Source organism: Aliikangiella litoralis, assembly GCF_052495765.1.
The window spans coordinates 5,566,954-5,592,878 of sequence record NZ_CP199292.1 but is presented as its reverse complement, the minus strand read 5'-3'; the positions used below and the strand labels follow the sequence as shown (position 1 = coordinate 5,592,878).

The 25,925-nt window shown below is 36.2% G+C and carries 27 protein-coding genes; 22 read left to right on the top strand and 5 right to left on the bottom strand.

The features are described 5' to 3' along the window. Positions 1 to 6: 6 nt before the first annotated feature. Positions 7 to 2,748, top strand: coding sequence for an ATP-binding protein (locus ACT5E3_RS23430; protein WP_444995987.1), 2,742 nt, complete (start codon positions 7 to 9; stop codon positions 2,746 to 2,748). Here the strand turns inward: ACT5E3_RS23430 and rph are convergent. Beyond that, complete coding sequence (gene rph, locus ACT5E3_RS23425) at positions 2,734 to 3,447, bottom strand: ribonuclease PH (RefSeq protein ID WP_444995986.1); 714 nt, start codon at positions 3,445 to 3,447, stop codon at positions 2,734 to 2,736. The two genes, ACT5E3_RS23430 and rph, sit on opposite strands and share 15 nt — an antisense overlap. A gap of 153 nt (positions 3,448 to 3,600) precedes the next feature. Between rph and ACT5E3_RS23420 the strand changes: the two genes are divergently transcribed. From ACT5E3_RS23420 to ACT5E3_RS23380, 9 genes are all read left to right on the top strand, one after another. Continuing rightward, entirely contained in the window at positions 3,601 to 4,467 is an 867-nt protein-coding gene (locus tag ACT5E3_RS23420; protein WP_444995985.1) for a YicC/YloC family endoribonuclease, read from the top strand. Positions 4,468 to 4,574: 107 nt separating this feature from the next. After that, positions 4,575 to 5,204: a guanylate kinase gene (gene gmk, locus ACT5E3_RS23415; RefSeq protein WP_444995984.1), complete on the top strand. Its 630-nt coding sequence runs from the start codon at positions 4,575 to 4,577 to the stop codon at positions 5,202 to 5,204. Positions 5,205 to 5,307: 103 nt separating this feature from the next. Next, the gene (gene rpoZ, locus ACT5E3_RS23410) at positions 5,308 to 5,553 is read left to right on the top strand and encodes a DNA-directed RNA polymerase subunit omega (RefSeq protein ID WP_444995983.1); all 246 of its coding nucleotides are present in this window, start codon (positions 5,308 to 5,310) and stop codon (positions 5,551 to 5,553) included. Between the two features lie 24 nt (positions 5,554 to 5,577). Further along, the gene (spoT, locus tag ACT5E3_RS23405) at positions 5,578 to 7,692 is read left to right on the top strand and encodes a bifunctional GTP diphosphokinase/guanosine-3',5'-bis pyrophosphate 3'-pyrophosphohydrolase (protein WP_444995982.1); all 2,115 of its coding nucleotides are present in this window, start codon (positions 5,578 to 5,580) and stop codon (positions 7,690 to 7,692) included. A 53-nt stretch (positions 7,693 to 7,745) separates the two neighbouring features. Then, entirely contained in the window at positions 7,746 to 8,132 is a 387-nt protein-coding gene (locus ACT5E3_RS23400; protein WP_444995981.1) for a RidA family protein, read from the top strand. Between the two features lie 11 nt (positions 8,133 to 8,143). Then, positions 8,144 to 8,821 (top strand): tRNA (guanosine(18)-2'-O)-methyltransferase TrmH, encoded by a 678-nt coding sequence (trmH, locus tag ACT5E3_RS23395; RefSeq protein WP_444995980.1) that lies wholly within the window; start codon positions 8,144 to 8,146, stop codon positions 8,819 to 8,821. Next, entirely contained in the window at positions 8,791 to 9,666 is an 876-nt protein-coding gene (locus ACT5E3_RS23390; protein ID WP_444995979.1) for a methyltransferase domain-containing protein, read from the top strand. The genes trmH and ACT5E3_RS23390 overlap by 31 nt, the downstream gene beginning before the upstream one ends. A gap of 107 nt (positions 9,667 to 9,773) precedes the next feature. Further along, a complete protein-coding gene (locus tag ACT5E3_RS23385) occupies positions 9,774 to 10,664 on the top strand; it encodes an adenylate/guanylate cyclase domain-containing protein (RefSeq protein WP_444995978.1) in 891 nt (296 codons plus the stop codon). 20 nt (positions 10,665 to 10,684) lie between these two features. Next, complete coding sequence (locus ACT5E3_RS23380) at positions 10,685 to 11,245, top strand: AAA family ATPase (RefSeq protein WP_444995977.1); 561 nt, start codon at positions 10,685 to 10,687, stop codon at positions 11,243 to 11,245. An 89-nt stretch (positions 11,246 to 11,334) separates the two neighbouring features. Here ACT5E3_RS23380 and ACT5E3_RS23375 read toward each other — a convergent pair whose 3' ends face one another. From ACT5E3_RS23375 to ACT5E3_RS23365, 3 genes are all read right to left on the bottom strand, one after another. Further along, a complete protein-coding gene (locus ACT5E3_RS23375; RefSeq protein WP_444995976.1) occupies positions 11,335 to 11,913 on the bottom strand; it encodes a hypothetical protein in 579 nt (192 codons plus the stop codon). Between the two features lie 250 nt (positions 11,914 to 12,163). Then, on the bottom strand, positions 12,164 to 13,165 hold the full coding sequence (locus ACT5E3_RS23370; RefSeq protein ID WP_444995975.1) for a DUF3530 family protein: 1,002 nt from the start codon (positions 13,163 to 13,165) through the stop codon (positions 12,164 to 12,166). Positions 13,166 to 13,177: 12 nt separating this feature from the next. Then, entirely contained in the window at positions 13,178 to 13,621 is a 444-nt protein-coding gene (locus ACT5E3_RS23365; RefSeq protein ID WP_444995974.1) for a YiiD C-terminal domain-containing protein, read from the bottom strand. Between the two features lie 551 nt (positions 13,622 to 14,172). Between ACT5E3_RS23365 and ACT5E3_RS23360 the strand changes: the two genes are divergently transcribed. The 6 genes from ACT5E3_RS23360 (at position 14,173) to ACT5E3_RS23335 (ending at position 20,080) form a co-directional block, all read left to right on the top strand. Further along, entirely contained in the window at positions 14,173 to 14,829 is a 657-nt protein-coding gene (locus tag ACT5E3_RS23360; protein ID WP_444995973.1) for a sigma-70 family RNA polymerase sigma factor, read from the top strand. Beyond that, positions 14,826 to 15,536: a hypothetical protein gene (locus ACT5E3_RS23355; protein ID WP_444995972.1), complete on the top strand. Its 711-nt coding sequence runs from the start codon at positions 14,826 to 14,828 to the stop codon at positions 15,534 to 15,536. Before ACT5E3_RS23360 ends, ACT5E3_RS23355 begins: the two co-directional genes overlap by 4 nt. 245 nt (positions 15,537 to 15,781) lie before the next feature. After that, on the top strand, positions 15,782 to 16,981 hold the full coding sequence (gene coxB, locus ACT5E3_RS23350; RefSeq protein ID WP_444995971.1) for a cytochrome c oxidase subunit II: 1,200 nt from the start codon (positions 15,782 to 15,784) through the stop codon (positions 16,979 to 16,981). Between the two features lie 11 nt (positions 16,982 to 16,992). Continuing rightward, entirely contained in the window at positions 16,993 to 18,546 is a 1,554-nt protein-coding gene (gene ctaD / locus ACT5E3_RS23345; protein ID WP_444995970.1) for a cytochrome c oxidase subunit I, read from the top strand. A 36-nt stretch (positions 18,547 to 18,582) separates the two neighbouring features. Then, complete coding sequence (locus ACT5E3_RS23340; RefSeq protein ID WP_444995969.1) at positions 18,583 to 19,143, top strand: cytochrome c oxidase assembly protein; 561 nt, start codon at positions 18,583 to 18,585, stop codon at positions 19,141 to 19,143. 31 nt (positions 19,144 to 19,174) lie between these two features. Then, positions 19,175 to 20,080 carry a cytochrome c oxidase subunit 3 gene (locus tag ACT5E3_RS23335; RefSeq protein WP_444995968.1) on the top strand — a complete coding sequence of 302 codons (906 nt, stop codon included), beginning with the start codon at positions 19,175 to 19,177 and terminating at the stop codon, positions 20,078 to 20,080. An 80-nt stretch (positions 20,081 to 20,160) separates the two neighbouring features. Here the strand turns inward: ACT5E3_RS23335 and ACT5E3_RS23330 are convergent, their stop codons facing one another. Continuing rightward, positions 20,161 to 20,349, bottom strand: coding sequence for a DUF2909 family protein (locus ACT5E3_RS23330; protein ID WP_444998624.1), 189 nt, complete (start codon positions 20,347 to 20,349; stop codon positions 20,161 to 20,163). Positions 20,350 to 20,474: 125 nt separating this feature from the next. On the opposite strand from ACT5E3_RS23330, the gene ACT5E3_RS23325 reads away from it, so the two are divergent. From ACT5E3_RS23325 to envZ, 6 genes are all read left to right on the top strand, one after another. Next, positions 20,475 to 21,218 carry an SURF1 family protein gene (locus ACT5E3_RS23325; protein WP_444995967.1) on the top strand — a complete coding sequence of 248 codons (744 nt, stop codon included), beginning with the start codon at positions 20,475 to 20,477 and terminating at the stop codon, positions 21,216 to 21,218. A 4-nt stretch (positions 21,219 to 21,222) separates the two neighbouring features. Further along, entirely contained in the window at positions 21,223 to 21,867 is a 645-nt protein-coding gene (locus ACT5E3_RS23320; RefSeq protein ID WP_444995966.1) for a hypothetical protein, read from the top strand. A 41-nt stretch (positions 21,868 to 21,908) separates the two neighbouring features. After that, positions 21,909 to 22,934, top strand: a complete 1,026-nt coding sequence (locus ACT5E3_RS23315) for a COX15/CtaA family protein (RefSeq protein WP_444995965.1) — start codon at positions 21,909 to 21,911, stop codon at positions 22,932 to 22,934. Beyond that, positions 22,927 to 23,811 (top strand): heme o synthase, encoded by an 885-nt coding sequence (gene cyoE, locus ACT5E3_RS23310; protein ID WP_444995964.1) that lies wholly within the window; start codon positions 22,927 to 22,929, stop codon positions 23,809 to 23,811. Before ACT5E3_RS23315 ends, cyoE begins: the two co-directional genes overlap by 8 nt. 13 nt (positions 23,812 to 23,824) lie before the next feature. Continuing rightward, positions 23,825 to 24,463, top strand: coding sequence for an SCO family protein (locus tag ACT5E3_RS23305; RefSeq protein WP_444995963.1), 639 nt, complete (start codon positions 23,825 to 23,827; stop codon positions 24,461 to 24,463). A 143-nt stretch (positions 24,464 to 24,606) separates the two neighbouring features. After that, on the top strand, positions 24,607 to 25,899 hold the full coding sequence (gene envZ, locus ACT5E3_RS23300) for a two-component system sensor histidine kinase EnvZ (RefSeq protein ID WP_444995962.1): 1,293 nt from the start codon (positions 24,607 to 24,609) through the stop codon (positions 25,897 to 25,899). Positions 25,900 to 25,925: the final 26 nt, after the last annotated feature.

The window sequence follows — 25,925 nt, the reverse complement described above, 5'->3', positions numbered from 1 at the left end:
ATTGCTTTGTCATTGTTTTATCAAACATACCGAACAGCCTTAAAGGCGATAGGAAATATTAGAGCGCTCATTTTTGTTGTGTTATGCGCTGTAACTGGTTTCGCCTTAAATTTAATACCGGTAAAGCTTTTTGGTGACTTAACACTTATTCTAGGCCCTGCATTTAGCTTATTGGTTGCTTTGAGTATAGGGCCTCTTGCTGGAGCATTGACAGCATTTGTCGCAACATTGGCACTGGTTTATAGCTGGGGAAATTGGTACGGGCTGTTTATTTTTGTGCCTGAAGCTTTTGTTGTTGGTTGGCTATATCGTAAGGACTGGAATGAGCTATTGGCTGTTGTTGTGTATTGGCTTATTTTTGGTGTCGTATTTGTACTTTTTTCTATCTTTATGGATAGTGATCCTGAACTCGCATTAGACCTTGTTGGTACTTACCTGATGAATAGTTGCCTTTACACGTTAAGTGCCTCTGCTTTATTGTGGTTTTTTTCGGTTCCAAAATGGTTGAAGTTAGAGTTTAATCGAAGTTATACCATGAGGACTCAGATTTTTACGATTTTGATGGTATCAATGACTATCCCTTTAGCTTCATTTTCTATTTATGATGCCAAAAAAACACAGCAAGATAGAGTTATTCAAATTAAAAGTGATTTGACTAATGCAAGTCAAATGATTGCTCAAAAGGTTACTCTTTATTTGAAAGAGAACCAGCTTGCGGTTCAAAAACAGTCTGAAATTTTAAGTTTACATTCGGATAAAAAGCTAGCTCTATCAAAACATTTAGTAGAGTTTCATCGTAAAAACCCTGCGTTTTTAACGGCTTTAATTGCCAATTTGGATGGTCAGTTAACGGCTTATAGCCCTTACCCTGTCATTTCGACACAAAAAAAAATTGATAATGGTGATTATTTTAAAGCGGCAGTAAATGGTCAGGTATTTGTTTCAAATATAATAAGAGATCCAAGGTTGGGAGCTGAAGCAACAGTAACGATTAGTGCCCCAATATTTTCACCTCTAAATAATGAGGTTTTAGGGATACTTCAAGGAGCATTAGATTTAAAGTTGTTGGGGAAAGTTTTAGAACAAAAAAGCCCTTTGTTATTTCCTAGGCAAACTTTTATTGTTGATGCAAATGGTGTGATTGTTTATGCGCCTCCAGGCAGTAGTAAAAAACTGTTAGATAAAGTTGAGCTAGACGATAGTCATTTGGCAGATAACATTGATTTTAATCATAATGCTTTTTTATTGGAGCCTGCTATTTCTGCTGAGGCAATGTTGCCGAACCAATGGAAAGTTTTAAGTTATTATTCGGTTAATGATTTTAATCAATATTCACGAATTAGGTATCGTGAGTTATTGCTTGCACTGCTGGTTATCGTTATTATTATTGCTTCTCTTGCCGCTTTTATTTCAAATCAAATTAATGGACCTATTAGTTGGTTGTTAAAGCGTACAGTTAACTTTAATGTGGCTGGTGAAAACATTAAGCCAATAGAAATTTCACCGTTAGTACCTTCAGAGATGGTTACATTAATGAGAGCCCATGAGTCAGCAGAAAGAAGGTTGACACTTGCTTTTAAGTCTGAAAAGTTTCACCAGATAAAACGAGCACGTGCAGAGAAAGCAAATGAAGCTAAATCTGACTTTTTATCTTCAATGAGTCACGAATTAAGAACGCCACTCAACGCAATCTCTGGCTTTAGTCAATTGCTTAATACCGATGATTCAATTGTCGGTGATGCCAGAGTAATGGCAAAGGAAATATATTTTGCTTCTCAGTACTTAATGTTGCTAATTAACGATATTCTTGATTTATCAAAAATTGAGTCAGGGCAGCTAAGCTTAAATATTGAAGAGCTTGATGTCTGCTCAACGTTGAATCAATCTTTGCCTTTATTAGAAGGTCTTGCAGAGGTGAATGGAATTGAAATTACTGTTCACAATGAGCTCTCAAAGAAAGTTTTTGCTGATGAGTTACGTTTAAAGCAAATTTTGATTAATCTTATCAGCAATGGCATTAAATATAATCGCAAAAATGGAAGGGTGATGGTTTCTCTTTATCAATACGATGAAAGCTCTTGTTGTATTGATGTCGCAGATACAGGGCATGGTATTAATACCCATCAAATTAATGAGCTATTTGCCCCATTTAATCGACTCTCAAATGAGCAATCAACAATAGAAGGTTATGGTATTGGTTTGACCGTTACTAAGCAGTTGGTTGAATTAATGGGAGGTAGTATTCAAGTGGAAAGTGAGTTAGAAGTCGGCTCATGCTTTAAAGTCTTTTTGCCTTTAAGTGAAAAGTTAATGGTAGAAGAGGCCGATATTTCTGAGGATAATATCGCTTTATTATCTTCAGAACTAAAAAAATGCAGCATCTTGTATATTGAAGACAATTATACGAATGCGCATGTTATGCAAAAAGCGATGGAGCGCTTTTCTCAAATCAAATACGTGCACGAATCGAGTGGTCAAACAGGTATTGAGCGACTAGCGAATGAAACATTTGATTTTGTTTTTCTAGATATTACTCTACCTGATTACGATGGTTTTAGCGTATTAAGTCGAATAAAACGAGATTTTTCTCAACAGTTTGATCATGTTTTTGCTATTAGTGCCAATGCATTAACTGAGGATATAGAGAAAGGCTTGGTTGCTGGTTTTGATGAGTATATTACCAAGCCTATCAGATTTGATTTGCTATTTCGTTTAATGCTTGCACGTCAAAGCTTAACTGAGAGCTGATTTTTGAATCTCAATAATTTCGCTAATACCTTGTTGGGCAAGTTGCATCATTTCAGATAATTCTGATTGATTAAAGGTTGCACCTTCGGCAGTTCCTTGTAATTCAATAATACCCTTATCTTCATTCATAACAATATTCATATCCGTTTCAGCTTTTGAATCTTCTGCATAATCCAAATCTAATACCGGTGTTCCTTGATAAATTCCTACTGAAATAGCAGCAATCATATGTTTGAGTGGGTTTGTTTTTATTTGCTTTTGACGGAGCATACTATTAATGGCTTCAGCTAAAGCAACGCATGCACCAGTAATGGAGGCCGTTCTTGTTCCTCCATCAGCTTGTAGTACATCACAGTCAATCGTAATGGTGTGTTCACCAAGTAGTTCTAAGTCTACAGCGGCTCTTAATGAACGACCAATCAAGCGTTGAATTTCTTGGGTTCTACCGCTTTGTTTACCCCTTGCCGCTTCTCGGCCATTGCGAGTATGGGTTGCTCTTGGAAGCATTCCGTATTCGGCCGTTAACCATCCTTGATTTTTACCTTTTAAAAACCTCGGGACGCCTGTCTCTACAGAGGCTGTACATAAAACTCTGGTTTCTCCAACTTCGATTAAAACCGAGCCTTCTGCATGATTAGTGAAGTTACGAGTAATTTGGATAGGGCGAAGTTGGTTGCTTGTTCTTCCACTTGGACGCATAAACAGTTGCTCTCTAAAATTAAATGGTGATAAGAGGTTTAGGGAATTTTAACTAAATATTGTGAGATTTAATATGATTTATCGAAATTAATCTGTGAGCAGGTTACAATTTAACTACTGTTAATATATTTAACGAAAAAGTAGGCTTTATATATGATTAGAAGTATGACCGCATTTGCACGCCAATCAATAGAAAAAACTTGGGGGACTGGTGTGTGGGAGATTCGTTCGGTTAATAGTCGTTTCTTGGAAACTAATTTTCGTTTACCTGAAACATTCCGTTTTTTAGAGTTTAAACTACGAGAGAAGCTAAGAAAAAAACTGCAGCGAGGAAAGTTAGATTGCAGTTTAAAGCTCGATACTTCAGGTGCAGATAGTGGGAATTTAGCTATCGATCAGGAAATGGCAAAGTCGCTATTAAAATCTTATTCTGAATTAGAAAAGTTATCGGATATAGAACAGCCGCCAGAGTTAACTCAATTACTGAGTTGGCCTGGTATTATCAAATCGGCAGAACTTGATTCGGAGCAAATGGAACAAGAGTTATTTTTAGGCTTTGAACAAGCTATTGAGCAGCTGATTCAAATGAGAGAAAGAGAAGGTCAAAGTTTAACAGATATTATTGAGCTACGCTTAGAGTCAATGAGTGAGCAAGTCGCTTTTGTTCGCCAAGAAATGCCCGCTATTGTCAAATGGCAGCAAGAGAAAATATTAACGAGATTTGAAGAAGCTAAACTAGAATTAGAAGAGCAGAGATTAGAGCAAGAAATGGTTATGCTAGCGCAAAAAGTTGATGTTGATGAAGAGCTAGATAGACTAGATACCCATATTAAAGAGGTTTCACGCTTAATTAAAAAAGGTGGGGCGGTTGGGCGGCGACTCGACTTTTTAATGCAAGAGCTTAACCGCGAAGCGAATACACTTGGTTCTAAATCAATTAATGCTAAAACTACAGCTGCTTCTGTTGAACTCAAAGTGCTGATTGAGCAAATGCGAGAACAGATTCAAAATATTGAGTAATTTAGCTGTAAGAATTAAAGAGCTATTATTATCAATTGGCAGCAACTTATTGTTGGTTTATATTTAGTCAATGTTATATTTAATGGATATTGGGGAAAAGCAAATCTATGAGTGAAATAAATACTGCTTCAGGCACTCTTTTTGTTGTTTCTGCTCCTTCGGGGGCTGGTAAAACGAGCTTGCTTAAGCAGCTAATATATCAATTAGATAATGTAGAAACTTCTATATCTCATACTACTCGTGATAAGCGGAGTGGTGAAGAGGAAGGTGTCGATTATTATTTTGTTTCTTTGAGTGAATTTCAGCAGCTAATTACTGAGCAGGCATTTTTTGAACATGCTGAAGTATTTGGTAATTATTATGGCACGAGTAAAGCCTCTATTGATAGGCAGCTAGCTTTAGGTAATGATGTAATTTTAGAAATTGATTGGCAAGGGGCGCGTCAGATTAGAGAACAACTGCCCGAAAGCCGTTCGATTTTCATCTTACCTCCTTCAAAGGAAGCTTTAAGACTTCGTCTTGAAGGTCGAGGACAAGACGAGGCTGATGTGATTGATAACAGAATGTGCGCAGCCAAAAATGAGATGTCACATTTTGATGAGTATGATTATCTGGTGATAAATGATAATTTTTCTGTTGCTGTGGAAGAATTGAAAGCGATAATTATTGCCGAAAGACAAAAAATAGTGACTCAGAAGAAAATTCACGCTCATTTGTTGAGCAATCTTTTGGACTAATGTCAGTTTTAGGGTAAACTATGCGCCCTTTTGGCATCCGGTAGCAAGTTTGAGCTGAATGCTGAGTATATTTTTAGTTATTTGAACCGTTTAGGAGTAACCAATGGCACGAGTTACTGTAGAAGATGCAGTTGATACTATCGGCAATCGATTTGACTTAATTATGGTCGCTTCAAAAAGAGCCCGCCAGTTAGCGACAGGTGGTAAAGAACCTATGGTTGATTGGGATAACGATAAGCCCACTGTAGTTGCACTGCGTGAAATTGAAGAAAACCTTGTTAATACTGATAATGTTGATCGTCTCGGAATGTCGCCTGCTGACGAGATTAGCGATGTGATTGAAGACTAATCACATAGTCTTTAGGGGTGTTTGGTGTATCTTTTTAGCGGACTTAAAGAACAGTTACAAAGTTACTTAGATGCCTCACAAGTAAAAGAAGTTGAGCAAGCTTATATTTTTGCTCGTGATGCTCATAGTGGCCAGCTTAGATCTTCTGGCGATCCTTATATTACCCACCCAGTAGCTGTAGCTAAAATTCTTGCGACTCTACACCTTGATCATCAAACTATTATGGCCGCATTGATGCATGATGTGATTGAAGATTGTGAAGTAGAAAGAGAAGAATTAGTTGAAAAATTTGGTGAACGGGTGGCGGGGTTAGTTGAGGGTGTTAGCAAACTAACTCAAATTAAATTCCGCTCAAGAGAAGAAGCACAAGCAGAAAACTTCCGCAAAATGATGATGGCTATGGTCGAAGATCTTAGAGTTGTTCTTATCAAGCTAGCTGATCGTTTGCATAATATGAGAACTCTAGGTTCATTAAGACCTGATAAGCAAAGAAGAATTGCTAAAGAAACCATTGAAATTTATGCGCCAATAGCAAACCGATTAGGAATGTATGCAATTCGTTCTGAGTTAGAAGAATTAGGTTTTGCTGCTAAATATCCAATGCGTTGTAGAGTCATCCGTGATTCTGTAAAAAAAGCGCGTGGTAATAGAAAAGAGATTATTACTAGTATTTGTAATAATATCCAGAGTCGATTAGATGCAGAATATATTGATGCAGAGGTAACTGGCAGAGAAAAATCTCCATTTAGCATTTATCAAAAAATGCTGGATAAAGTTGGTAAGAAAGCTCAGGTATTTGATGACATTATGGATGTTTACGGCTTTCGAGTTACCACTGATGCAGAAGATAACTGTTATAGAATTCTTGGGCAGTTACATAACCTCTACCGTCCTGTTCCTGGGCGTTTTAAAGATTACATCGCTATTCCAAAAACGAATGGTTACCAATCGTTGCATACCACTTTAAAAGGCCCTCATGGGTTACATATTGAAGTACAAATTCGTACTACAACAATGGACCAAATGGCTGAAAATGGTGTTGCTGCACATTGGTTATATAAAAGTGGAAATGATATTAATCGAGCTGAAATAAGGGCTCGAGAGTGGATGCGAAATTTACTTGAATTGCAAAAAAATACACGTGACTCATTAGAGTTTATCGAAAGTGTTAAAGTTGATTTGTTTCCAGATGAAGTTTATATATTTACTCCCAATGGTAATATCATTGAATTGCCTAAGGGAGCTACGCCTGTTGATTTTGCCTATGCAATTCATACTGATGTTGGTAACAGTTGCATCGCTAGTAAGGTTGATGGAAAAATTTCTGCACTTTCGAGTGAGTTAAGTAACGGGCAAACTGTAGAAATTATTACAGCTCCTGGTGCTAAACCTAATCCTGGGTGGCTTAGTTTTGTGACAACCAGTAAAGCGAGAACCAATATTCGTCATTTCATTAAAAATTTGAGACGAGATGATGCGATTAATCTTGGGAAACGTTTACTAGAAAAAGCGCTTGGCGGAGTCAGCCTCAAGAGTATTGATGAAAAAATCTTGAATAGAGTAAAAAAAGAAACGCATCATGAAAACTTTGATGAAATACTGGCAGAAATAGGGTTAGGACAAACCGCTAGTGTAATTATTGCGCATCGACTCGATCCTGAAGTTGATACTGGTGTGAAGAAAAATTACGATCATAATAAACCTTTAGCGATTAAAGGGACTGAAGGAATGATGATTGAGTATGCCAAGTGCTGTCATCCTATTCCTGGCGATCCAATAGTTGGTACAATTAGTACAAGTGGCGGTTTTATTTTACATCGACAAGACTGTAATAATGTTGCTAATCACCGGGATCAATTAGATAAATATGTTCCTGTTCAATGGGAAAAAGATGTTGAAGGTGAATTTAGAGTTGAACTCAGGGTTGGTGTGCTGAATCAACACGGCGTTTTGGCTAAAGTTACTAGTCTTATTGCTGATGAAGGTGTCAACATTGCTAATATAGAAATCGATGCTAGAGATGGAGCAACCAATTTACTAAGCTTTTTGATTGATGTTAAAAATAGGTTACATTTGGCTAATATTATCCGAAAAATACGCTTATATGACTTTGTTATAAAAGTGTCACGTCACCGTTAATACTGTTATTGTTTTTATTCAATATATTATATTTTTACTATAGGAAAATTATTATGGCTCGCGAAGTAATTAATACAGAAAATGCTCCGGCAGCAATAGGAACATACTCACAAGCTGTTAAAGTTGGTACTACTGTTTATTTATCAGGACAAATTCCATTAGATCCTAAAACAATGGAGTTTGTAAGTAATGATGTAAAAGATCAAATACACCAAGTTTTTAAAAACTTAAATGCTGTGATTGAAGCTGCTGGAGGTAACTTTAGTCAAGTGGCCAAGCTTAATATTTTCTTAACTGATTTAAGCTGTTTTCCAATAGTAAATGATGTAATGTCGGAGTATTTTAATGCACCCTATCCTGCCAGGGCTGCTATTGGTGTTAAAGAATTACCCAAAGGGGCGCAAGTTGAAATGGATTGTGTGCTTGAACTAGAAGGGTAGTTCTTTTTCATATGAACTCAAGAAATGAAAAAATAGTATCACTACTTGCTCGCCGACAAAATGATATAACGGTGTTTATGGATGAAGTCCATAAACCCCACAATCTAGCTGCAATTGTGCGTACCTGTGATGCAATTGGTATTGGTGATATTCATGCTGTTTATCCTGAGGGAATTTTGCGTGAATGTCACGGTACTGCAATGGGGAGTAATCGTTGGGTTGAAACACATGTACATCCTAGTTTGGAGCAAGGAATTGGGCCTCTTAAGTCTAGCGGTATGCAAGTTTTAGCGGCACACTTTTCTGATAAAGCAGTTGATTTTCGAGAGATAGATTATACTCAGCCAACAGTATTATTAGTTGGTTCTGAGAAGTTTGGAGTGAGTGATTCTGCTGCTGAACTTGCCGATGAACATATTTTAATTCCAATGTTAGGTATGGTTCAGTCATTAAATGTTTCAGTTGCTTCTGCTATTATTTTATATGAAGCTCAAAGACAGCGTGAAGCTAAAGGAATGTATAATCGACAGCAAATCAGTCACGAAAAATTTGAACGATTACGCTTTGAGTGGTTACATCCGCAGGTCAAAAAGTTCTGTATTAAACACCATTTAAGATATCCTAAATTAGATGAAAACGGTGATATTTGTGATAACCAATGGCACGATTTAAGAAAATCGATCAATTAATTATACAGTTTATTGGTTCTGATAATCTTCCTATCATCGATCTTCGTGCTACTGACGATTATGAATCAGGACATATAATTGATTCTAGCCATTTTCCGCAGAGTGAATTGTTTGCTCGATTATTTCAACTACCTTCTAAGAATATACCGCTTAAATTGGTTGGAAAATGTAGTCAATTAAAACTAGTGTGTGAAGACTTATTGAAGAAAAACTATTTAGTTGATAAAACTTTAGTTTGGAGTGAAGAAGTTAAAAATGAGTTGATTAGACTGAACTTTCTAGAAACAGGGCTTCAATCAAAACGTTTGTGGAGGCCTGCTAAGGTTTTAGAAAGGTTTATTTCGAACTTTCCTTATAATGTTCAGCGTAAACGAGCATTAGATATTGCGGCTGGCTCAGGCAGAGATGCCGTATTTTTAGCGATGAATGGCTGGGATGTTAGCGCCGTTGATTATCTTCCTCAAGCAATTAATAAGATCGGGCAATTAGCTGAACTTCATCAAGTTTCAGTTAAACAATATTTGTTAGATTTAGAGCTGGAGGAAAAAGTATTAAACAATATAAAAGGGCTGTTTGATTTAATTGTCGTTGTTCGTTATTTGCATCGTCCTTTATTAGAGCAAATTAAGCAAAAAATTAATCCTGGTGGTTTCTTGGTTTACCAAACTTTTATGGAGGGGTGTGAGCTTTTTGGGAAGCCTAAAAATCCCCGGTATTTGCTTGCTGAAGGTGAACTTGCAAAAGTCTTTAAAGGTTTTGAAATAATTAAAGATGAAGTGGAGTATTTAGAGGATGGTCGTCCGACCAATACCTTTGTTGCAAGGAAAAATATTAGTATAAGTTAAAATGTCGGTTAATTTAGTATAAAAATATATAACCGTATTATAAATATCAATTCTTGGGGGGAAGTCGCTAATCCTTGTGGGTAGTGCATATTTTAAGGAATGATAAATTGATTCAACGAAAAAAGTATAAAACTATTTTATTCGCAGATATTAGCGGTAGTTCTGCTTTATATAAAACCAAAGGCAATTTGGAAGCAAAAAAAACGGTTGACTCTTTACTCCATATTTTAATGAGTATTGTTGAACAAAATAAAGGAAAGGTAATAAAAACAATTGGTGATGAGATAATGGCAAGCTTTAATGAAAGCGATAAGGCTTTGCTTTCAGCTGTTGTTATGCAGCAAAATAATAGTTTATTAAGTCAGTCAGAACTAAAGTTGAGTATTGGTATTGGGTATGGAGAAATACTCATTGAAGACAGAGATATTTTTGGGGAAGCCGTTAATGATGCAGCGCATTTAACAACGCTAGCAAAAGGTGGACAAATATTATTAGCTGAAAGTGTCTATACTCAATTAAAGGCAGAGTCACAAAGGATGATAAGGGAGTTTGATCGAATTAAAATAAAAGGTGCTAGAGAAAACTCATCAATTTATAGAGTATATTGGCAAGAAGACGAGTCTGAGGAGAGTGAAACACAATTAATGTCGGCTCAAATGATAGATAATGTGCTAAAGTCTCATAGTATCCAGATAAAATACTGTTCTAAAATTCACATTGTAACTGCGGCGCAAACACCGTTTGTTATTGGTCGTGATGCTCAAAGTTGTGATTTATTAGTAGAAGGATCTCAAGTTTCAAGAGAACATTGCGAGATTAACTTTAGTCGTGGTAAGTTTGTATTAGTCGATCACTCAACAAATGGTTGTTATTTATCGCTTTCAAATAAAGAAGAGTTTTACCTTAGAAGAGAAGAGTATCCTTTAATTGGGCCGACGATTGTATCTTTAGGAATACCTATAGTTCAGGCGGAAGAGATTATAGAATTGTTTTATTGAAATAATAAAAGGAAGCAAACATGAGACGGATTGCCTTTTGGTCTCCTAAAGGTGGAGTAGGCAAAACCACACTAGCTTTAAATTTTGCGGCAGCGGTTTATTATTCTGGCCATAAAGTTTTAGTCTGTGATCTCGACCCTCAGAAGTCAGCAATTGATGTATTTAATGAGAAGCGTTTACCTTTTTCAGTTGTTCCTGATGAACCACTAGTCATGCCTAATGTTGATTTTCTAATTTATGATTATGCACCTGATATAAATAATATACCCTCAGCGGAAACTATTATATTACCAATGAGAGCTAGTATTCTTGATTTAAAAGCGGTTAACCGTTCTCACCGACTTGTTCGAAATAAACGAATAATAAAGTGTATTAATGCCGTCGATACTAGAAGACATGATGAAAGAGTTATGGCTATGAAGCTTTATTCAGAAGGTGCTCACTTAATTAAAGATCGCTCTATCTATGTCAGAAGTCTTGCTTTGGGGGAAACGGTCTTCCAACAAAATAACTACGGTTCCAAAGATGCACAAAATGAATTCAAACGACTATTGGCTAGGGTGGTTGCTGGTTGTGATTAGATAGTTATAAAAATATGCTATATCGATTGTAGTAAATAAGTTGAAATAAAAAAGGAGCCTAGGGCTCCTTTTTGCAGTGTAAAGATAAATTACTTTTCTTTTTTAACTGCTGGTTTCTTTTTACGCTTAGTTGCTTTTTTTGGCTTTTGAGCTGCAGCAACTAATTTGGCTTCTAGTTTAGCCATTGCTTTAGCTTGTTTAGCTTCAAGGCGAGCTACAGCCGCACTGTCTTTTTTAGCTTGAGAAGCTAACTTAGCTTCTACTGATTTTAGAGCCGCTGCAAGTGCTCCTGCTGCTTTAGCTTCTGCACTAGCTGCTTTGATTACTAGCTTTTGAGCTTTTACTTTAGCTGCTGCTGCTGCTTTAGCTGCAGATGCTTTTTTCACAGCTGCTTTAGCCGCAACAGTCTTTTTCTTTTTAGCTGCTTCTTTCTTAGCTGCTAATGTTTTATTAGCCGCAGCTACTTTTGCAGTTAAAGACTTTAAAGTTGCTTCTGCTTTTTTAGTTGCCGCAGAAGTTTTCTCTGCTGCTTTAGCTGTAGTAGCAACTGCTTTAGCTAATGCTGAGCTTGATTTAGCAGCAACTTTTTTAGGTGCTGACTTTTTAGGTGCTGATCTTTTTGCAGCTGGTTTAGCTGATGTCTTCTTTTTTACGCCGCCTTTGGCCATGATAAATCTCCACTTGTTTTTGAATGTAAGAATCTCCACAACGAAGTGTATAGTCAAGTGTCAATAAATTCAAAAAAAAAATTAAAAAAAATGCAAAAAAATGCAAAAAAAACCAAAAAAAATGCGAATCTGATCAATATCGAGTGTTGAATCCCAAAAAAACTTAAAATTCTTAGGAAAATTATTTTTGCTGGGATAGATTTTTTTTAGTGAAATGACTTAACAAAAACGTTAATTCTCTCTTAAAGACTCAATTTTTTTCTTGGGTTTTGACCCAGCCAGTAATCATTTTTGATAGGTTGTAATTTTCTAATTCAACTTTTGGTAAAGAAACATTGTTGTAATTGATTCGTTGAAATGGCGTTCTCCATAAATTTCGATCAAATGCTCTAATAAATGCTGAAGATTGATCGGCATCTTGAATGAAAACGTAAACTGGTAATGTTTGACCTGAAAAGCTCTCTTTTAACTCTGAAGGAACATTATTTGGTAGTTGAGGATGTAACAATACTATTTGGCTAATTGTTTGATTCGTTTTAGCTAACTCAAGTATCCAATAAGCACTATTTTCATTCGCGACAATAACTAAATTATTACTTTTAGGTTGGATTTGGGAAATTAGTTGTTCTAAATAATTAGAAAACAATGATTGAAAAGCCTTGCCATCTTTAAAAAAATACAAAGAAGGTATTGGGGGCTGTTCTTCTTGTGTTGCTTTTTGCGTATCTGAGCTTTCCGAAGAATTGGTAGAGGCTACTTGCTGAGTTTGCTCCGCATCGGCATTTTCATTTTCAGCTGTAGTACTTTCTTCTATTTTTTGCTCATTTTTAAAGGGATAATCTTCTAATGGTAAATTGGGAACAAATACCTGCCATCCCAATTTGCTAAATTGTTCTGTTAATGGCGAAACTAATCTGGCATGAGTTGAGTGTTCTCCATAAGTATGTAATAAAATGAGATTTCCTCGCTTTATTTTTCCTTTTGCCCAATACTTTAAAACTAAAAGCTTTTCTTCATCTAGATTAACCCAAAACTTTTCATCTGAATTGGCTGACTCGGAAAGGGCATTTATATTTACTGCGAAAGGGAGTTTTTTCTTTTCCTTAGCAACTGGTTGCGCTTGGTTTTCACTTTGCTGTGTATTTGTCGCTTGTTCTGCACCGATTAATATTGGGGTAAATAATAATAACGTTATTGGTAAAAAGGAAATTGCGCTTAAATTGATTACTTTCTTTATATGTATAGTCAGCATATATTTTCAATTTTATGTACATTTAAAAACAAATTGAATATTAAGTATGGCACAAATAGATGAGTCGCATTCAATTTCAACCTTTTGTTCGACTCCACAACTTTTATTCTGAGAAAGTCTTGTGATTAGCTTTGTGTGATTTGGAGATTTCTCTTCGAGCTGAGAGCGACATAGAAAATCTTGGTATACAGGTTTTATATATTTAATGTTGGCTTCTGCTGCAACTAAGTCCGCATTATAGTTCTGCTGATCGTACCAGCATTTTAATAATGTCCACCCTGTTGCCATACCAGCTGCATAGATACTTCCTGCGAAAGCGGTGCCATGAATGTTGATATTTGGCTCCAAATTTGTTGTGGTGATTATCATTTTGGGAGTAATTTGTTGAATTTTCCAACCTAATTTCTTAGAGATTGGAATAGTTTTGTTGACTAACAATTGATATTTATTTTTCACAAAATAACCCTTTTGTATTTTTTTATCGTTGAAGAAGTATATCGAGTTTGTATTTTAACGGAGAAATTGAGCTTTCGAATCATTGAGAAATGAGAAAATGGTATTTTTTCATGTGTTTTTTACTTTATTGTGCCGATATCAGCTTGAGTGAAAAAAAGAATAGATGGTAGAAGGTTTGTTTTAGGGGATTAAATAATACTTCGGGTATTTTGAACTTAGTTGTTAGTCGGGTTTTTTAGTATTTGTTAGTTTAAATATTTAAAAATTTTGGTTAAGTCGGTATCTAAATGTGATTTGTGACTCTTAATATATTTAATGGTATGAATTGATATAAGAGAAAGCTATAAGCGTTAGACAAAAAATTGATTTTTTACTGCTTGATTAGAGCAGTATTAACTAGCAGATTAATTGAATAAGCTAAATTGAATTGAGATAAAAGTGAAAGCTTATATCAAAAGGGCTCATTGAATATAATGATTTTAGAGCAAAAAATATACAGGTCGAGCTCTTTGTTGGGGGATTTCGGCTGCCTAATCGCTAGTTTGAATTTAATGAACAATTTGAGGAATACCTTGCAATCAGTGGTTGAGAATAGTGAATGTGAATTGGTTGTTGCAAACAGTGATAAATTAACGTTCACTAAGCCGATGAAAACAGAAGTCAGTGATGAACAATTAATGCTTCAATATGCAAGAGGCGATCTCTTGGCATTTGAGCAACTATATAAAAAGCACAAAGGTGGCTTGTATCGCTATTGCTTACGTCAATTAACTAACCAAGCTAAGGCGGAAGAGTGCTTTCAGGAGGTGTGGTTAAAGCTAGTAAATAGCCGAGTTAACTATGAACCTAAGGCGTTATTTACAACTTATTTATACCGCATTGCACAAAACCATGTTATTGACATCATACGTAAAGAGAAAAAGATCAAACAAGAGACAGAATTTGATGAGTCAGAAGACTATTCGTTTGCTGAGTTCGAAGATAAAGATATTGCTAGTCAATTAGCGAAGGAAGATAGAAGTCAACTTTTACGTAATCAGATAGAAAGCTTACCTTTAGAGCAAAAAACAGCTTTATTATTAAAGCTAGATGCAGGGTTATCGCTTGAAGAAATTTCTAATATTTTAAATTGTGGCCGCGAAACGGTAAAAAGCCGCTTACGCTATGCAACAGAGAAACTGAAAAAAATGCTTGGAGAGTCATTATGAACAAGCAAAGTAGATTAAATGAAATGAGTGATGTAGAGCACTTTGAAGCGTTAGAGTCAGCTTATGGTTCTATGCAGAAAGAATTACCTAGCCCAGAGTTAGATAAGCAAATTTTAGCAGCGGCATACCGTGAAATTCAACAGCCTAATAAGCGTAAAGCTCCTCAAATAAGCTGGTGGAAACGACTGAGCCTACCGCTTTATGTTGCAGCGTCATTTGCTTTGACTGTTGTGGCAACAAACTTTTTTTGGCCCAAACCAGCAAAAATGTTACCAGGAACTTCTCCTGGGCCAGTGAAGTTTGAGGTTAAGAGTTCAAATTCTACGATAGAGAAAACATCTCCACCTAAAAGAACTGCTATAAAACTGCCTGAGCCTGTTGATATTATGCCCCCACCAAAAAGTAAGCTACAAGATAGTCCAATAGAGACTTCATCCGGACATGATGGTTTACAACAACAAAAAGTTGATACTTTAAATGGCATGATTACCATTAATGATGTAAATCACCATAAAAGCCAAAAAAGCTCAAATAGTGACCAAGAAAAGGTCGCAAAATTAAGCTATCCCGATCAAGATGAGTGGGCTCGTGAAATAATTAATTTATATAAGAAGGGAGACTATAAAGCAGGTAAAAAATCACTGGTTAAATTTAAGAAAGTCTATCCAGGGTATCCTATAGATGAACAATTGGAGGTAATTCGGTAGTAGCAATGATCTAAATCATTGCCCAATATCATGCTGCGGCGATTTGTCTCTATACAAATTTCCAGATTTTTGCTTGCTTCCTGACGCTGCATCCTTATAATTCCACCACAATAAGGAAGGGGGGGTCATTTTTTAATGGTACCAAAAGTAATTGAAACTAATAATTGCATGTAAAATCCTTATTCTTTCATCCTAATTCCAAAATTAAACGATTAATTCGTTTTTATAATAATGGAGATTTTTAAATGGCCATTCGACGCAAAATATTTGCGAGTTTGACTGCACTGATAAGTATGTTACTTAGTGGTGTTGCTCAAGCGACCGCTGAATTGAATATGCGCCCGGGTGTGACAGAGACAAGCCTTGAAGCCTATGACCTTCATATGATGGTTATTTGGGTTATGACTGGGATTGCTGTTGTTGTATTTGGACTAATGTTCTATTCGATTATTTTTCACAGAAAATCCAATAACCCTAAACCGGCCACCTGGTCGCACAGTACTACCGTAGAGTTTATTTGGACGATTATCCCTTTTATTATTTTAGCTGTTTTAACTGTTCCGGCAGTTAAGCTGTTAATTAAGATGGAAGATGCTTCTGATTCTCAACTATCTATTCAAGTGACCGGATCTCAATGGAAGTGGCATTACAAATACTTAAAAACTAATCCAGGTGAAAACCAGGAAAATAGCATTAAGTTAAACAGTGATATTGAATTTTTCAGTAATTTGAGCACTCCTCGTGAGCAATATGAAAATAACGATGGTAGTGGAGCTGCTAATAATCCTAATTATCTACTAGAAGTTGATAACGAATTAGTGATTCCAGAGAATATTAAGGTTCGCTTTCTAGTTACGGCTGATGATGTTATCCATTCTTGGTGGGTTCCTGAATTAGCGGTTAAAAAAGATGCAATACCTGGCTTTATTAATGAAACTTGGACTAAAGTTCCTAAGAAAGGTACTTATCGAGGACAGTGTACAGAGCTTTGTGGAAAAGACCATGGGTTTATGCCTGTTGTTGTTAAAGTTGTTAGTATGTCAGAGTTTGAAGCATGGGTTGCTCAAAAAGATGCTGAGAGAGTTGCTGCTGAAAAAGCTGCTGCTGAGGCCGCTGCTCAAAGTTGGGATATGGATAAGCTAATGGCCTTAGGTCAAAAAACTTATGACGCAAAATGTGCTGCTTGTCATAAAGTTGATGGAACAGGAACACCACCATTATTCCCTGCGCTAAAAGATAGCAAGATTGCACTTGGCCCAGTTAAAGATCATATTGATATTGTTGTTAACGGTAAATCTGGTACAGCAATGGCTGCTTATAGCGCTCAATTAACTGATGCTGAACTCGCTGCTGTTATTACTTACGAGCGTAATGCTTGGGGAAATAATAAAGGTGATAAAGTTCAACCCGCTGAGATTCAGGCTTTTAAAGCCGGTAAACAATAGGAGAAGATCTGATGGCTGGTCATCATCCAACCGGTATTAAACGCTGGTTATTTACAACAAATCATAAAGACATCGGCTCGATGTACTTGTGGTTCTCATTTATTATGTTTTTAGTTGGTGGTGCGATGGCTATGGTTATTCGAGCCGAGCTTTACCAACCAGGTTTGCAGTTTGTTGATCCTGCATTTTTTAACCAAATGACAACGATGCACGGATTGATTATGGTATTTGGTGCCGTAATGCCGAGTATGGTGGGTTTAGCAAACTGGTTAATTCCAATGCAAATTGGTGCGCCTGATATGGCATTACCAAGAATGAACAACTGGAGTTTCTGGATTTTACCTTTTGCATTTACTTTATTGCTTTCTTCATTGTTTATGGAAGGTGGCGCGCCAAACTTTGGTTGGACATTTTACGCACCTCTTTCAACGACTTATGCTCCGCCTAGTACCGACTTCTTTATTTTAGGTGTACATATGATGGGAATATCTTCCATCATGGGCGCAATTAACGTTATAGTTACTGTGTTCAATATGCGTGCACCTGGCATGACGTTAATGAAAATGCCTCTATTTGTATGGACTTGGGTAATTACTGCATTCTTATTGATTATGGTTATGCCGGTACTCGCGGGTGCTGTTACTATGATGCTAACTGACCGTCACTTCGGTACGTCATTCTTTGATGCTGCTGGTGGTGGTGATCCGGTAATGTTCCAACATATTTTCTGGTTCTTCGGACATCCTGAAGTTTACATTATGATTTTGCCAGCATTTGGTGTTGCTTCTGAAATTATCCCGGCATTTGCGCGTAAAAAACTGTTTGGCTATTCTTCAATGGTTTACGCTACAGCATCAATTGCATTGTTGTCATTCATTGTATGGGCTCATCACATGTTTACTGTTGGCATGCCTATAGCTGGTGAATTATTTTTTATGATTGCCACTATGTTGATTGCTGTTCCAACTGGTGTAAAAGTCTTTAACTGGGTTGCAACTATGTGGCAGGGGTCAATGACTTTTGAAACACCAATGCTCTTTTCTATTGCATTTGTAATTTTATTTACTATTGGTGGATTCTCAGGCGTGATGCTAGCAATGGCACCTGTCGACTTCCAATATCATGATACCTATTTCGTGGTTGCTCATTTCCATTATGTACTATTCCCTGGTGCTATTTTCGGTACAACTGCTGCAGTTTATTATTGGTTACCTAAGTGGACCGGTAAAATGTACAACGAAAAGATGGGCAAAATTCACTTCTGGTGGTCAATGATTGCTGTTAATTTAACTTTCTTCCCAATGCACTTTAGTGGATTGGCAGGTATGCCACGTCGTATTCCTGATTACAATATGATGTTTTCTGATTTTAATCAGTTAGCAAGTATTGGTGCTTTTGCATTAGGTTTAAGCCAGTTGTTCTTCTTATTTATTGTGATTAAAACAATTCGCAGTGGTAAGAAATCTGAAGATAAACCTTGGGAAGGTGCAGTTGGTCTTGAGTGGGAACAACTTCCTTGTCCTGCGCCGTATCATACATTTGATACACCGCCAAAAGTTAAATAAATTTAAGTATTAATTGGTTAGATAAACGTTAATAAGATGAGTGAGCAACTTCAAAATAATTCCAATAAGCAACTAGTTTTCAAGCTAGTTGCTGTGGTAGCTGGAATGTTTGTTTTTGCTTTCGCATTAGTTCCTTTGTATGACGTATTTTGCGATATCACAGGAATTAATGGAAAAACTCGCGGGAAAGCTCTTTATCAAGCAACGACTATTGATTCAAAAAGGGAAGTGACGATTGAATTTTTAACAAATGTTAATCGTGGTATGCCTTGGGAATTTAAGTCAATGGTTCGTTCTGTGAAAGTTCATCCCGGTGAGTTAAATGAGGTTCGTTTTTACGCAAAAAACAACTCTCATAAGGATATTATCGGGCAGTCTGTGCCGAGTATATCGCCTGGAGAAGGTTCTTTGTATCTTAATAAAACGGAGTGTTTTTGTTTCGAGCAGCAGTTGTTAGCCGCTGGTGAGGAGATTGAAATGCCAATGAAGTTTTATGTAGATGCAGATCTACCAAAAGATATCACGCACTTAACATTATCTTATCAGCTATTTAATATTACTGACGCAGCTAAAGCTGCCACAGGTGCAACCAAATAAGTGATTAGGATCACTTTTGATGGAGAACAAAATGAGTACTGAAACAGAACAAGAAAAGTACGAAAAGTATTATGTACCAGAGCAAAGCATATGGCCTATTGTTGGGGCTGTTGGCTTATTTATTTTAGCGTTTGGTGCCGGAAAGTTTATCCAACAGAGTACTGAAACGGTAAATACTGGAGATGCTGGATGGGGCTTTTCAGTCTTTTTGCTAGGTCTTGCAATTATGGTTTTTATGGTTTGGAGTTGGTGGAGAGATACGATTCGTGAATCAATGAGTGGGCTTTATAGCGCACAAATGGATCGTTCATTTCGTCAAGGAATGCTATGGTTTATTACTTCAGAAGTGATGTTTTTTGCAGCCTTCTTTGGTGGTTTATTTTACGCACGAACTCTGATAATGCCTTGGCTAGGTGGTGAAGGTAATAATGCAATGACTCATGCTTTGTTGTGGCCCGACTTTATTCCTGCTTGGCCAATGACCGAAACGCCTAGTGGTGAAACTACAACGGCTATGGGGGCTTTTGGATTACCAGCAATCAATACTGCAATCTTATTAACGAGTTCTTGGACGTTAACTATTGCACACCATGCATTAAAAGAAGGTAATCGTAATGTGCTATTAAATTACACTGTGATTACTGCTGCGCTAGGTATTATCTTCCTTGGTTTACAAGTATTAGAATATTATCATGCGTACAATGATATGGGGTTAACTTTAGGTAGTGGTATCTATGGTTCAACTTTCTTTATGTTGACTGGATTTCATGGTTTCCATGTAACAATTGGAACAATTTATTTGATTGTATTATCTATACGCTGCTCTCAAGGACATTTCAAGCCTGAAAATCACTTTGCCTATGAAGCAGGAGCTTGGTATTGGCACTTTGTTGATGTTGTTTGGTTATTCTTATTTATATTTGTTTATATTTTATAACTTATATTTAGTTGTTTAATCATTAAAAGCCGAAGTAATTACTTCGGCTTTTTTACTTCTGCTCTATTAATATTGCACTTTTATTCATTAGGAACAGTTGGCAGCCCGTGTGGTTCAATAATACCAGTGTAGATGCCGACTATTAGTAGTATAAAAAGTAAGATTGATAGCCCAATTCTCCAGCTCAAATTGTTTACTGTTTTTTTAGAATCTTTTTCAGTTGTTAAAAAGTATAAACTTCTAAAAAGACTAAATAAAATTCCTAGCATTGCAATGACAATAAGTATTTTTATGAACATTTTTTATTCATTCCTAGTTAATTGGGCTCTGGATCATCTGTAAATAATGATAGAATACGCCTCCCAGATTGGTTTTTCTAGTGGAGTCGATATTTTTGAAGCATGCAATAGAATATTCTGTTGGTAAATATAAGATCAGAATAAATTTTTGGTTTTTAATAATATTTCTATTGATGCAAACATTGCTGAATGAACTTGGTTTTTGGCAGCTTAATCGAGGGAAAGAAAAGCGGGTTCGTATTGAACAATTAGAACTAGGTGGAGTGGTCGCTGTTAAAAGCTTGGTTGGATTAACTAATCGGCAAATTGAACAGTTTCAAAGAGTTGACTTGTTAATGAAACTATCAAGTGAAGATATTATCTTGTTGGATAATAAAATTAATAATAAACGCCCAGGCTACCATGTATTGAATGTTGCTAAAGATGAACAAACGGGTAAAAATATTTTAGTCAATCGTGGCTGGTTATTTGCTGGTAATGATCGTAACCAATTACCCGATATCAGCCTGCCAGCTAAAAAATGGAAAGTAAATGCTCGTATTTACCCTATTCAACAAGAATCAATTTCTACGGCAAAAGCTGCAATTGAAAAACATGGACAGGTATATAGGCTGCCTGTATTAGACCATCAGGTTTTAGCTGAGCTTGAAAAATTAACAGGACTAAAATTAGAGAAATATTTACTGCGTTTAGATAAGGATAGTCAATCTGCATTAGCAGTGAACTGGATGTGGACAAATATGCCGCCTGAAAAGCATTTAGCTTATGCCTTTCAATGGTTTGCGTTAGCATTGGCATTTTTAATAGTTAGTGTCATTGTTTGTATAAAGAAAAGGTGATTTTGTGGATTTTGAAGAATTAAAAAATGAGTCACACCAAGGTAATGTTAAAAAAAATCGAGTAACTTTAGTCGCTCTTTTTGCTGTTTTTATGTTGCCTGTGCTGATTGCATATAGTGCCTATTTTAGTGGTTGGTTTTCTGGTGCCACAAAAAATCGAGGAACTTTATTAACTGGTGAGCAAGTTTTAGATATTGAAGACTTTACTATCACAAGAGCTGATGGAAATAAAATTACAGGTAAAGAATTTGAAACGTTGTATTGGTGGATTTTGCCTATAAACCCTTCAGATTGTAATAGTGATTGTGTTGAGCTAAACACCTTTACACTTAATCAAACTTATATTGGTTTAGGAAAGGAAACACAACGAATAAAGCAGCTATTAATTTTACCTGAAGGGACTAATGTTGATAATGATGTATTTCCTACTGCTTTTAGTTCTTTTACTGATGTGGGATTAAAAGCTAATAGCAAGACTCATAGCGGTTTAAATAAGGATTTGCCTTCAGGTTATATCTATCTGGTGGACCCGCTTGGTAACATTATTATTCGTTACCCGCTTGTTAATAATAAAGAAGAAGCCCCTAAAACCAGTAAAGATATAAGAAGTGATTTGAAGCGTTTGTTTAAGTATTCACGATTGGGTTAATTTGTTATTAAAGTTACTTGTTGTTAATTTAAGAGATTGAGATGAAAAATAAAGTTGTTCGAAATCTAGCATTATTTGCCACTGTTTTTGCTGTAGTGGTTGTTGTATTAGGTGCGTTCACCCGATTATCCGATGCTGGCTTAGGCTGCCCTGATTGGCCTGGCTGCTATGGGTTTATACATATACCAACAAAAAGTCATCATATAGATAAAGCGAACGAGGCTTTTCCTGAACAGCCTTATGAGTTTGAGAAAGCTTGGCCAGAAATGGTTCATCGCTATTTTGCGGGTACTTTGGGGCTTTTGGTGCTGGCGTTAGCAATTATTAGCTGGCGAAATAAGCAAAAATTTACCTTGAAGCATTCTAGTTTCTTATTGTTACTTGTTGTTTTCCAAGCGGCATTAGGAATGTGGACTGTTACCATGAAATTGCACCCTTCCATTGTCATGCTTCATTTATTGGGAGGGCTAACCACTTTATCGTTATTAGCTTCATTGACTATTAGGTATCATTTTAACGACAAGCCTCCATTAGATTATGCTACTGCTAATAAATTCAAAAGTGTAGTGGTATTTACTTTGTTTGTATTAGTACTTCAGGTGGCATTAGGTGGGTGGACTTCTGCTAATTATGCAGCAATGGTTTGCCATGAGCTACCAATCTGTCAAGGAAACTGGTTGGCTAATTCAGACTTTATTGCTGGCTTTCAATTATGGGGACGTGAAGCTGATACTTATGAGTTTGGTATTTTAGATCAAAATTCACGTATTGCTATTCATGCTGCTCATAGAGTTGGGGCAATTATTGCCAGTGTAACTCTGCTCTTTTTGATATTTAAGTTGTTAAAACAATCAGCTTCAGTTTTATTGAAGCGTATGGCTATTATTTTGTTATTTTTGTTAATTACTCAGATTGTTTTGGGAGTTAATAATATTGTTTTTAAATTACCATTATTTAATGCTGTCGCACATAATGCTGTAGGCGGATTTCTAATCGTTTCTTTGACCGTATTAATAACACTTATTTTTACCGCTCAATCTTCAACAAATGGAGAGAGTCATGGCTAATGCTAAAACAACATGGAAAGATTATTTGGAATTAACAAAACCCAAAGTTGTTTTGTTAATTTTATTAACAGCTGTTGTTGGAATGTATATGGCACCAACTGATACTGTTCCATTAAATGTACTTATCATTGCTACTTTAGGTATTGGCCTGGCTTCTGGCGGAGCGGCAGTTGTTAATCATGTAGTTGATCAAAGAATAGATGCAATAATGGCAAGAACGTTTAAGCGCCCTGTAGCTACAGGTAAAATCGATAATAAAAGAGCCATTATTTTTGCTACTGTTTTATCCGTAACATCAATGATATTGCTTTACGGATATATCAATACATTAACCGCCGTCTTAACTTTTTTTGGTTTAGTTGGATATGCATTTGTTTACACTATGTATTTAAAAAGAGCAACACCTCAGAATATCGTTATTGGTGGGCTTAGCGGTGCTATACCGCCATTGTTAGGGTGGACTGCTGTTGATGGTTATGGTGGAGAAATTCATCCCCATGCGCTGCTTCTGGTATTAATTATTTTTGTTTGGACTCCGCCACATTTTTGGGCATTAGCTATTTTCAGAAAAGATGAATATGCAAAGGCTGATATTCCAATGTTACCTGTCACACATGGGATTGATTTTACCAAGTTGAATATTGTGCTTTATACTATCTTGCTATTATTTGCAGCTGCTCTACCTTATTTGGTTGGTATGTCTCACCTTATTTATTTAGTGAGCTCTACTATTTTAGGTTTAATTTTTCTTTATTATGCTATTAAGCTAAAGAGAACTGAAGATAGAAAAGTCGCAATGGATACGTTTAAATATTCAATACACTACTTAATGGTTTTGTTTGTGGCTTTGTTAGTTGATCATTATTACCCTATTTAAAATTGGATCTAAAATGATGTGGAAAAAACTTCAAAAAATTATTTTTATATTTGGTATCACAATGGTTGTTTCTAGTTGTAATGAAAACTCAACTAGTCAAACAAATAAAATAGAATCCAACTTTTCACAATTACTTGTGTATCCAAAGAAAAATCCTATTAGGGGGTTTACACTCTCAAGACATGATAAACAGCCGTTTGATTATTCAAATTTTTTAGATCGTTGGAATCTTATTTTTATGGGGTATACTAATTGTCCTGATGTATGTCCGATGACACTATCCGATATTACTAAAATATATAATCAAATTACTCCTGAGTTACAAAAAAACTTTCAAATTATATTTTTATCCGTTGATCCTGTTAGAGATAATTTAGAACATATGGCAAAGTATTTAGATCATTTTCATAGTGACTTTGTTGGTGTGACAGGTGAAAAACAACAAATAGATAACCTTGTTTCTGTATTAGGCGGAATTTATTCTATTAACACTGAAGATGAGAAATTTTATAGTGTTGATCATACGGCTCGAATTTTTATTGTTAGCCCAAAGGGTGAGCGTTATGGCATTATTAGCAGCGAAGCGATGCATAATAAAGATAAATCTCAACTAATAAAAGAGCTAAATTTATTAGCTAAGAGTACTGATTAATGAGATTTTGTCGACCTATATTGCTTACCATCTGAAGTAGAACAATTCGGTCGACATGGATTGCAATAATTATATACTGTAAATGGGTAGCCTATTCGTTATATTATTAGACTAGGTATTGGCAGACAGCAGAGCAAAATCGATTGAGAATCCTTCCGCAAAGCTTTTTTGGACGTAACGCACTGATGATTGCAACGCTTCTTGTGATCAGCCATGTCGTATCTTACTTTACTGTTCAGCACTTCGTTGTTGATCGCCACAACCGAATCGTCATGTACTTGGCGTCTAATCAGGTAAAATTGTTACATATTGGTGATGAAGCTGATATTCCTAAAAATTTAGCGGTTGGTTTTTCTCAAACAACTCAATTGGAATTATATTGGATTAGCGGTGCTGCGCCTGAGCCAGAAGGCTTTTCTAATGCACGTTTTCATCAAGGTTTTAGTAATCAGGCTGAACGCTATTTAGGAAAAAATACTGTCGTAAAAGTTGAAAATTCAGATGGAATTTATTTATGGATTAATGAGCCTAATAATCCAAAGCTTTGGATTAGAATGCCAATTGGTGATTATGAAGGAAACAACCCAATGGAGTTGTTCATTTTTACTGGGATGTTGTTATTTCTTAGTTTAACAGGGGCTTGGATATTGGTTTTTCAATTACATCGCCCCCTCAAAAGACTGGCATTTGCAGCAAGAGAAATTGGACGTGGAGACTACCCTGGCAAATTAAAAGAGACAGGGCCTTTAGAGCTTGTTTCTGTGACTTCTGCGTTTAACCAAATGGCGGCAGATGTCCATCAATTAGAAGAAGATAGAACTTTACTACTCGCTGGTATTTCACATGACCTAAGAACACCTATAACACGTATCCGCTTAGCGTCAGAGTTTTTATCTGATCAAGATAAAGAAATCAAAGAAGGTATCATTATTGATACACAAGACATGGACGATATTATTGATCAGTTCATTGGATATGTTAGGTACGGAAGTGAAGAACACAAAGAAAAGGGTGATTTATGTGAGCTTATTCAGCATGTGATTGACGCTGCCTCGAAACAACATGATGGCATTGTTGCTGAGTTATGTGATTTGCCTGAAATTTCGTTTAAGCCAATGGCAATGAAACGATTAGTGAGTAATCTAATTGAAAATGCCTATCGTTATGGCTGTGCACCTGTAATCGTTAAAACTATTTTGACAGACGAAAAGATAATGGTTTCTGTCAGAGATCATGGTAAAGGTATACCTGATTTAGATAAAAAACGACTATTTCAACCTTTTGCTCGCGGTGATCGCGCCAGAGGAGGGAAAGGTTCAGGTTTAGGTTTGGCTATTGTTGCTCGAATTGTAGAAATGCATAATGGTGAAATTGACTTAAATAATCATCCAGAAGGTGGTTTGGAGGCGACTTTTACTTTACCGCTAAGTGGCTGAATTTTAGCCCTGCTGCGTTAAAAGCT

Excerpts from the sequence above, each read along its gene's own strand:
- ctaD (WP_444995970.1), top strand. The coding sequence starts at position 16,993 with ATGGCTGGTCATCATCCAACCGGTATTAAACGCTGGTTATTTACAACA.
- ACT5E3_RS23420 (WP_444995985.1), top strand. The coding sequence starts at position 3,601 with ATGATTAGAAGTATGACCGCATTTGCACGCCAATCAATAGAAAAAACT.
- ACT5E3_RS23375 (WP_444995976.1), bottom strand. The coding sequence starts at position 11,913 with ATGGCCAAAGGCGGCGTAAAAAAGAAGACATCAGCTAAACCAGCTGCA.
- ACT5E3_RS23330 (WP_444998624.1), bottom strand. The coding sequence starts at position 20,349 with ATGCTAGGAATTTTATTTAGTCTTTTTAGAAGTTTATACTTTTTAACA.
- ACT5E3_RS23315 (WP_444995965.1), top strand. The coding sequence starts at position 21,909 with ATGAAAAATAAAGTTGTTCGAAATCTAGCATTATTTGCCACTGTTTTT.
- cyoE (WP_444995964.1), top strand. The coding sequence starts at position 22,927 with ATGGCTAATGCTAAAACAACATGGAAAGATTATTTGGAATTAACAAAA.
- ACT5E3_RS23305 (WP_444995963.1), top strand. The coding sequence starts at position 23,825 with ATGATGTGGAAAAAACTTCAAAAAATTATTTTTATATTTGGTATCACA.
- rpoZ (WP_444995983.1), top strand. The coding sequence starts at position 5,308 with ATGGCACGAGTTACTGTAGAAGATGCAGTTGATACTATCGGCAATCGA.
- ACT5E3_RS23380 (WP_444995977.1), top strand. The coding sequence starts at position 10,685 with ATGAGACGGATTGCCTTTTGGTCTCCTAAAGGTGGAGTAGGCAAAACC.
- ACT5E3_RS23340 (WP_444995969.1), top strand. The coding sequence starts at position 18,583 with ATGAGTGAGCAACTTCAAAATAATTCCAATAAGCAACTAGTTTTCAAG.
- ACT5E3_RS23335 (WP_444995968.1), top strand. The coding sequence starts at position 19,175 with ATGAGTACTGAAACAGAACAAGAAAAGTACGAAAAGTATTATGTACCA.
- gmk (WP_444995984.1), top strand. The coding sequence starts at position 4,575 with ATGAGTGAAATAAATACTGCTTCAGGCACTCTTTTTGTTGTTTCTGCT.
- ACT5E3_RS23360 (WP_444995973.1), top strand. The coding sequence starts at position 14,173 with ATGAACAATTTGAGGAATACCTTGCAATCAGTGGTTGAGAATAGTGAA.
- trmH (WP_444995980.1), top strand. The coding sequence starts at position 8,144 with ATGAACTCAAGAAATGAAAAAATAGTATCACTACTTGCTCGCCGACAA.
- ACT5E3_RS23355 (WP_444995972.1), top strand. The coding sequence starts at position 14,826 with ATGAACAAGCAAAGTAGATTAAATGAAATGAGTGATGTAGAGCACTTT.
- rph (WP_444995986.1), bottom strand. The coding sequence starts at position 3,447 with ATGCGTCCAAGTGGAAGAACAAGCAACCAACTTCGCCCTATCCAAATT.
- ACT5E3_RS23370 (WP_444995975.1), bottom strand. The coding sequence starts at position 13,165 with ATGCTGACTATACATATAAAGAAAGTAATCAATTTAAGCGCAATTTCC.
- ACT5E3_RS23390 (WP_444995979.1), top strand. The coding sequence starts at position 8,791 with ATGGCACGATTTAAGAAAATCGATCAATTAATTATACAGTTTATTGGT.
- coxB (WP_444995971.1), top strand. The coding sequence starts at position 15,782 with ATGGCCATTCGACGCAAAATATTTGCGAGTTTGACTGCACTGATAAGT.
- ACT5E3_RS23400 (WP_444995981.1), top strand. The coding sequence starts at position 7,746 with ATGGCTCGCGAAGTAATTAATACAGAAAATGCTCCGGCAGCAATAGGA.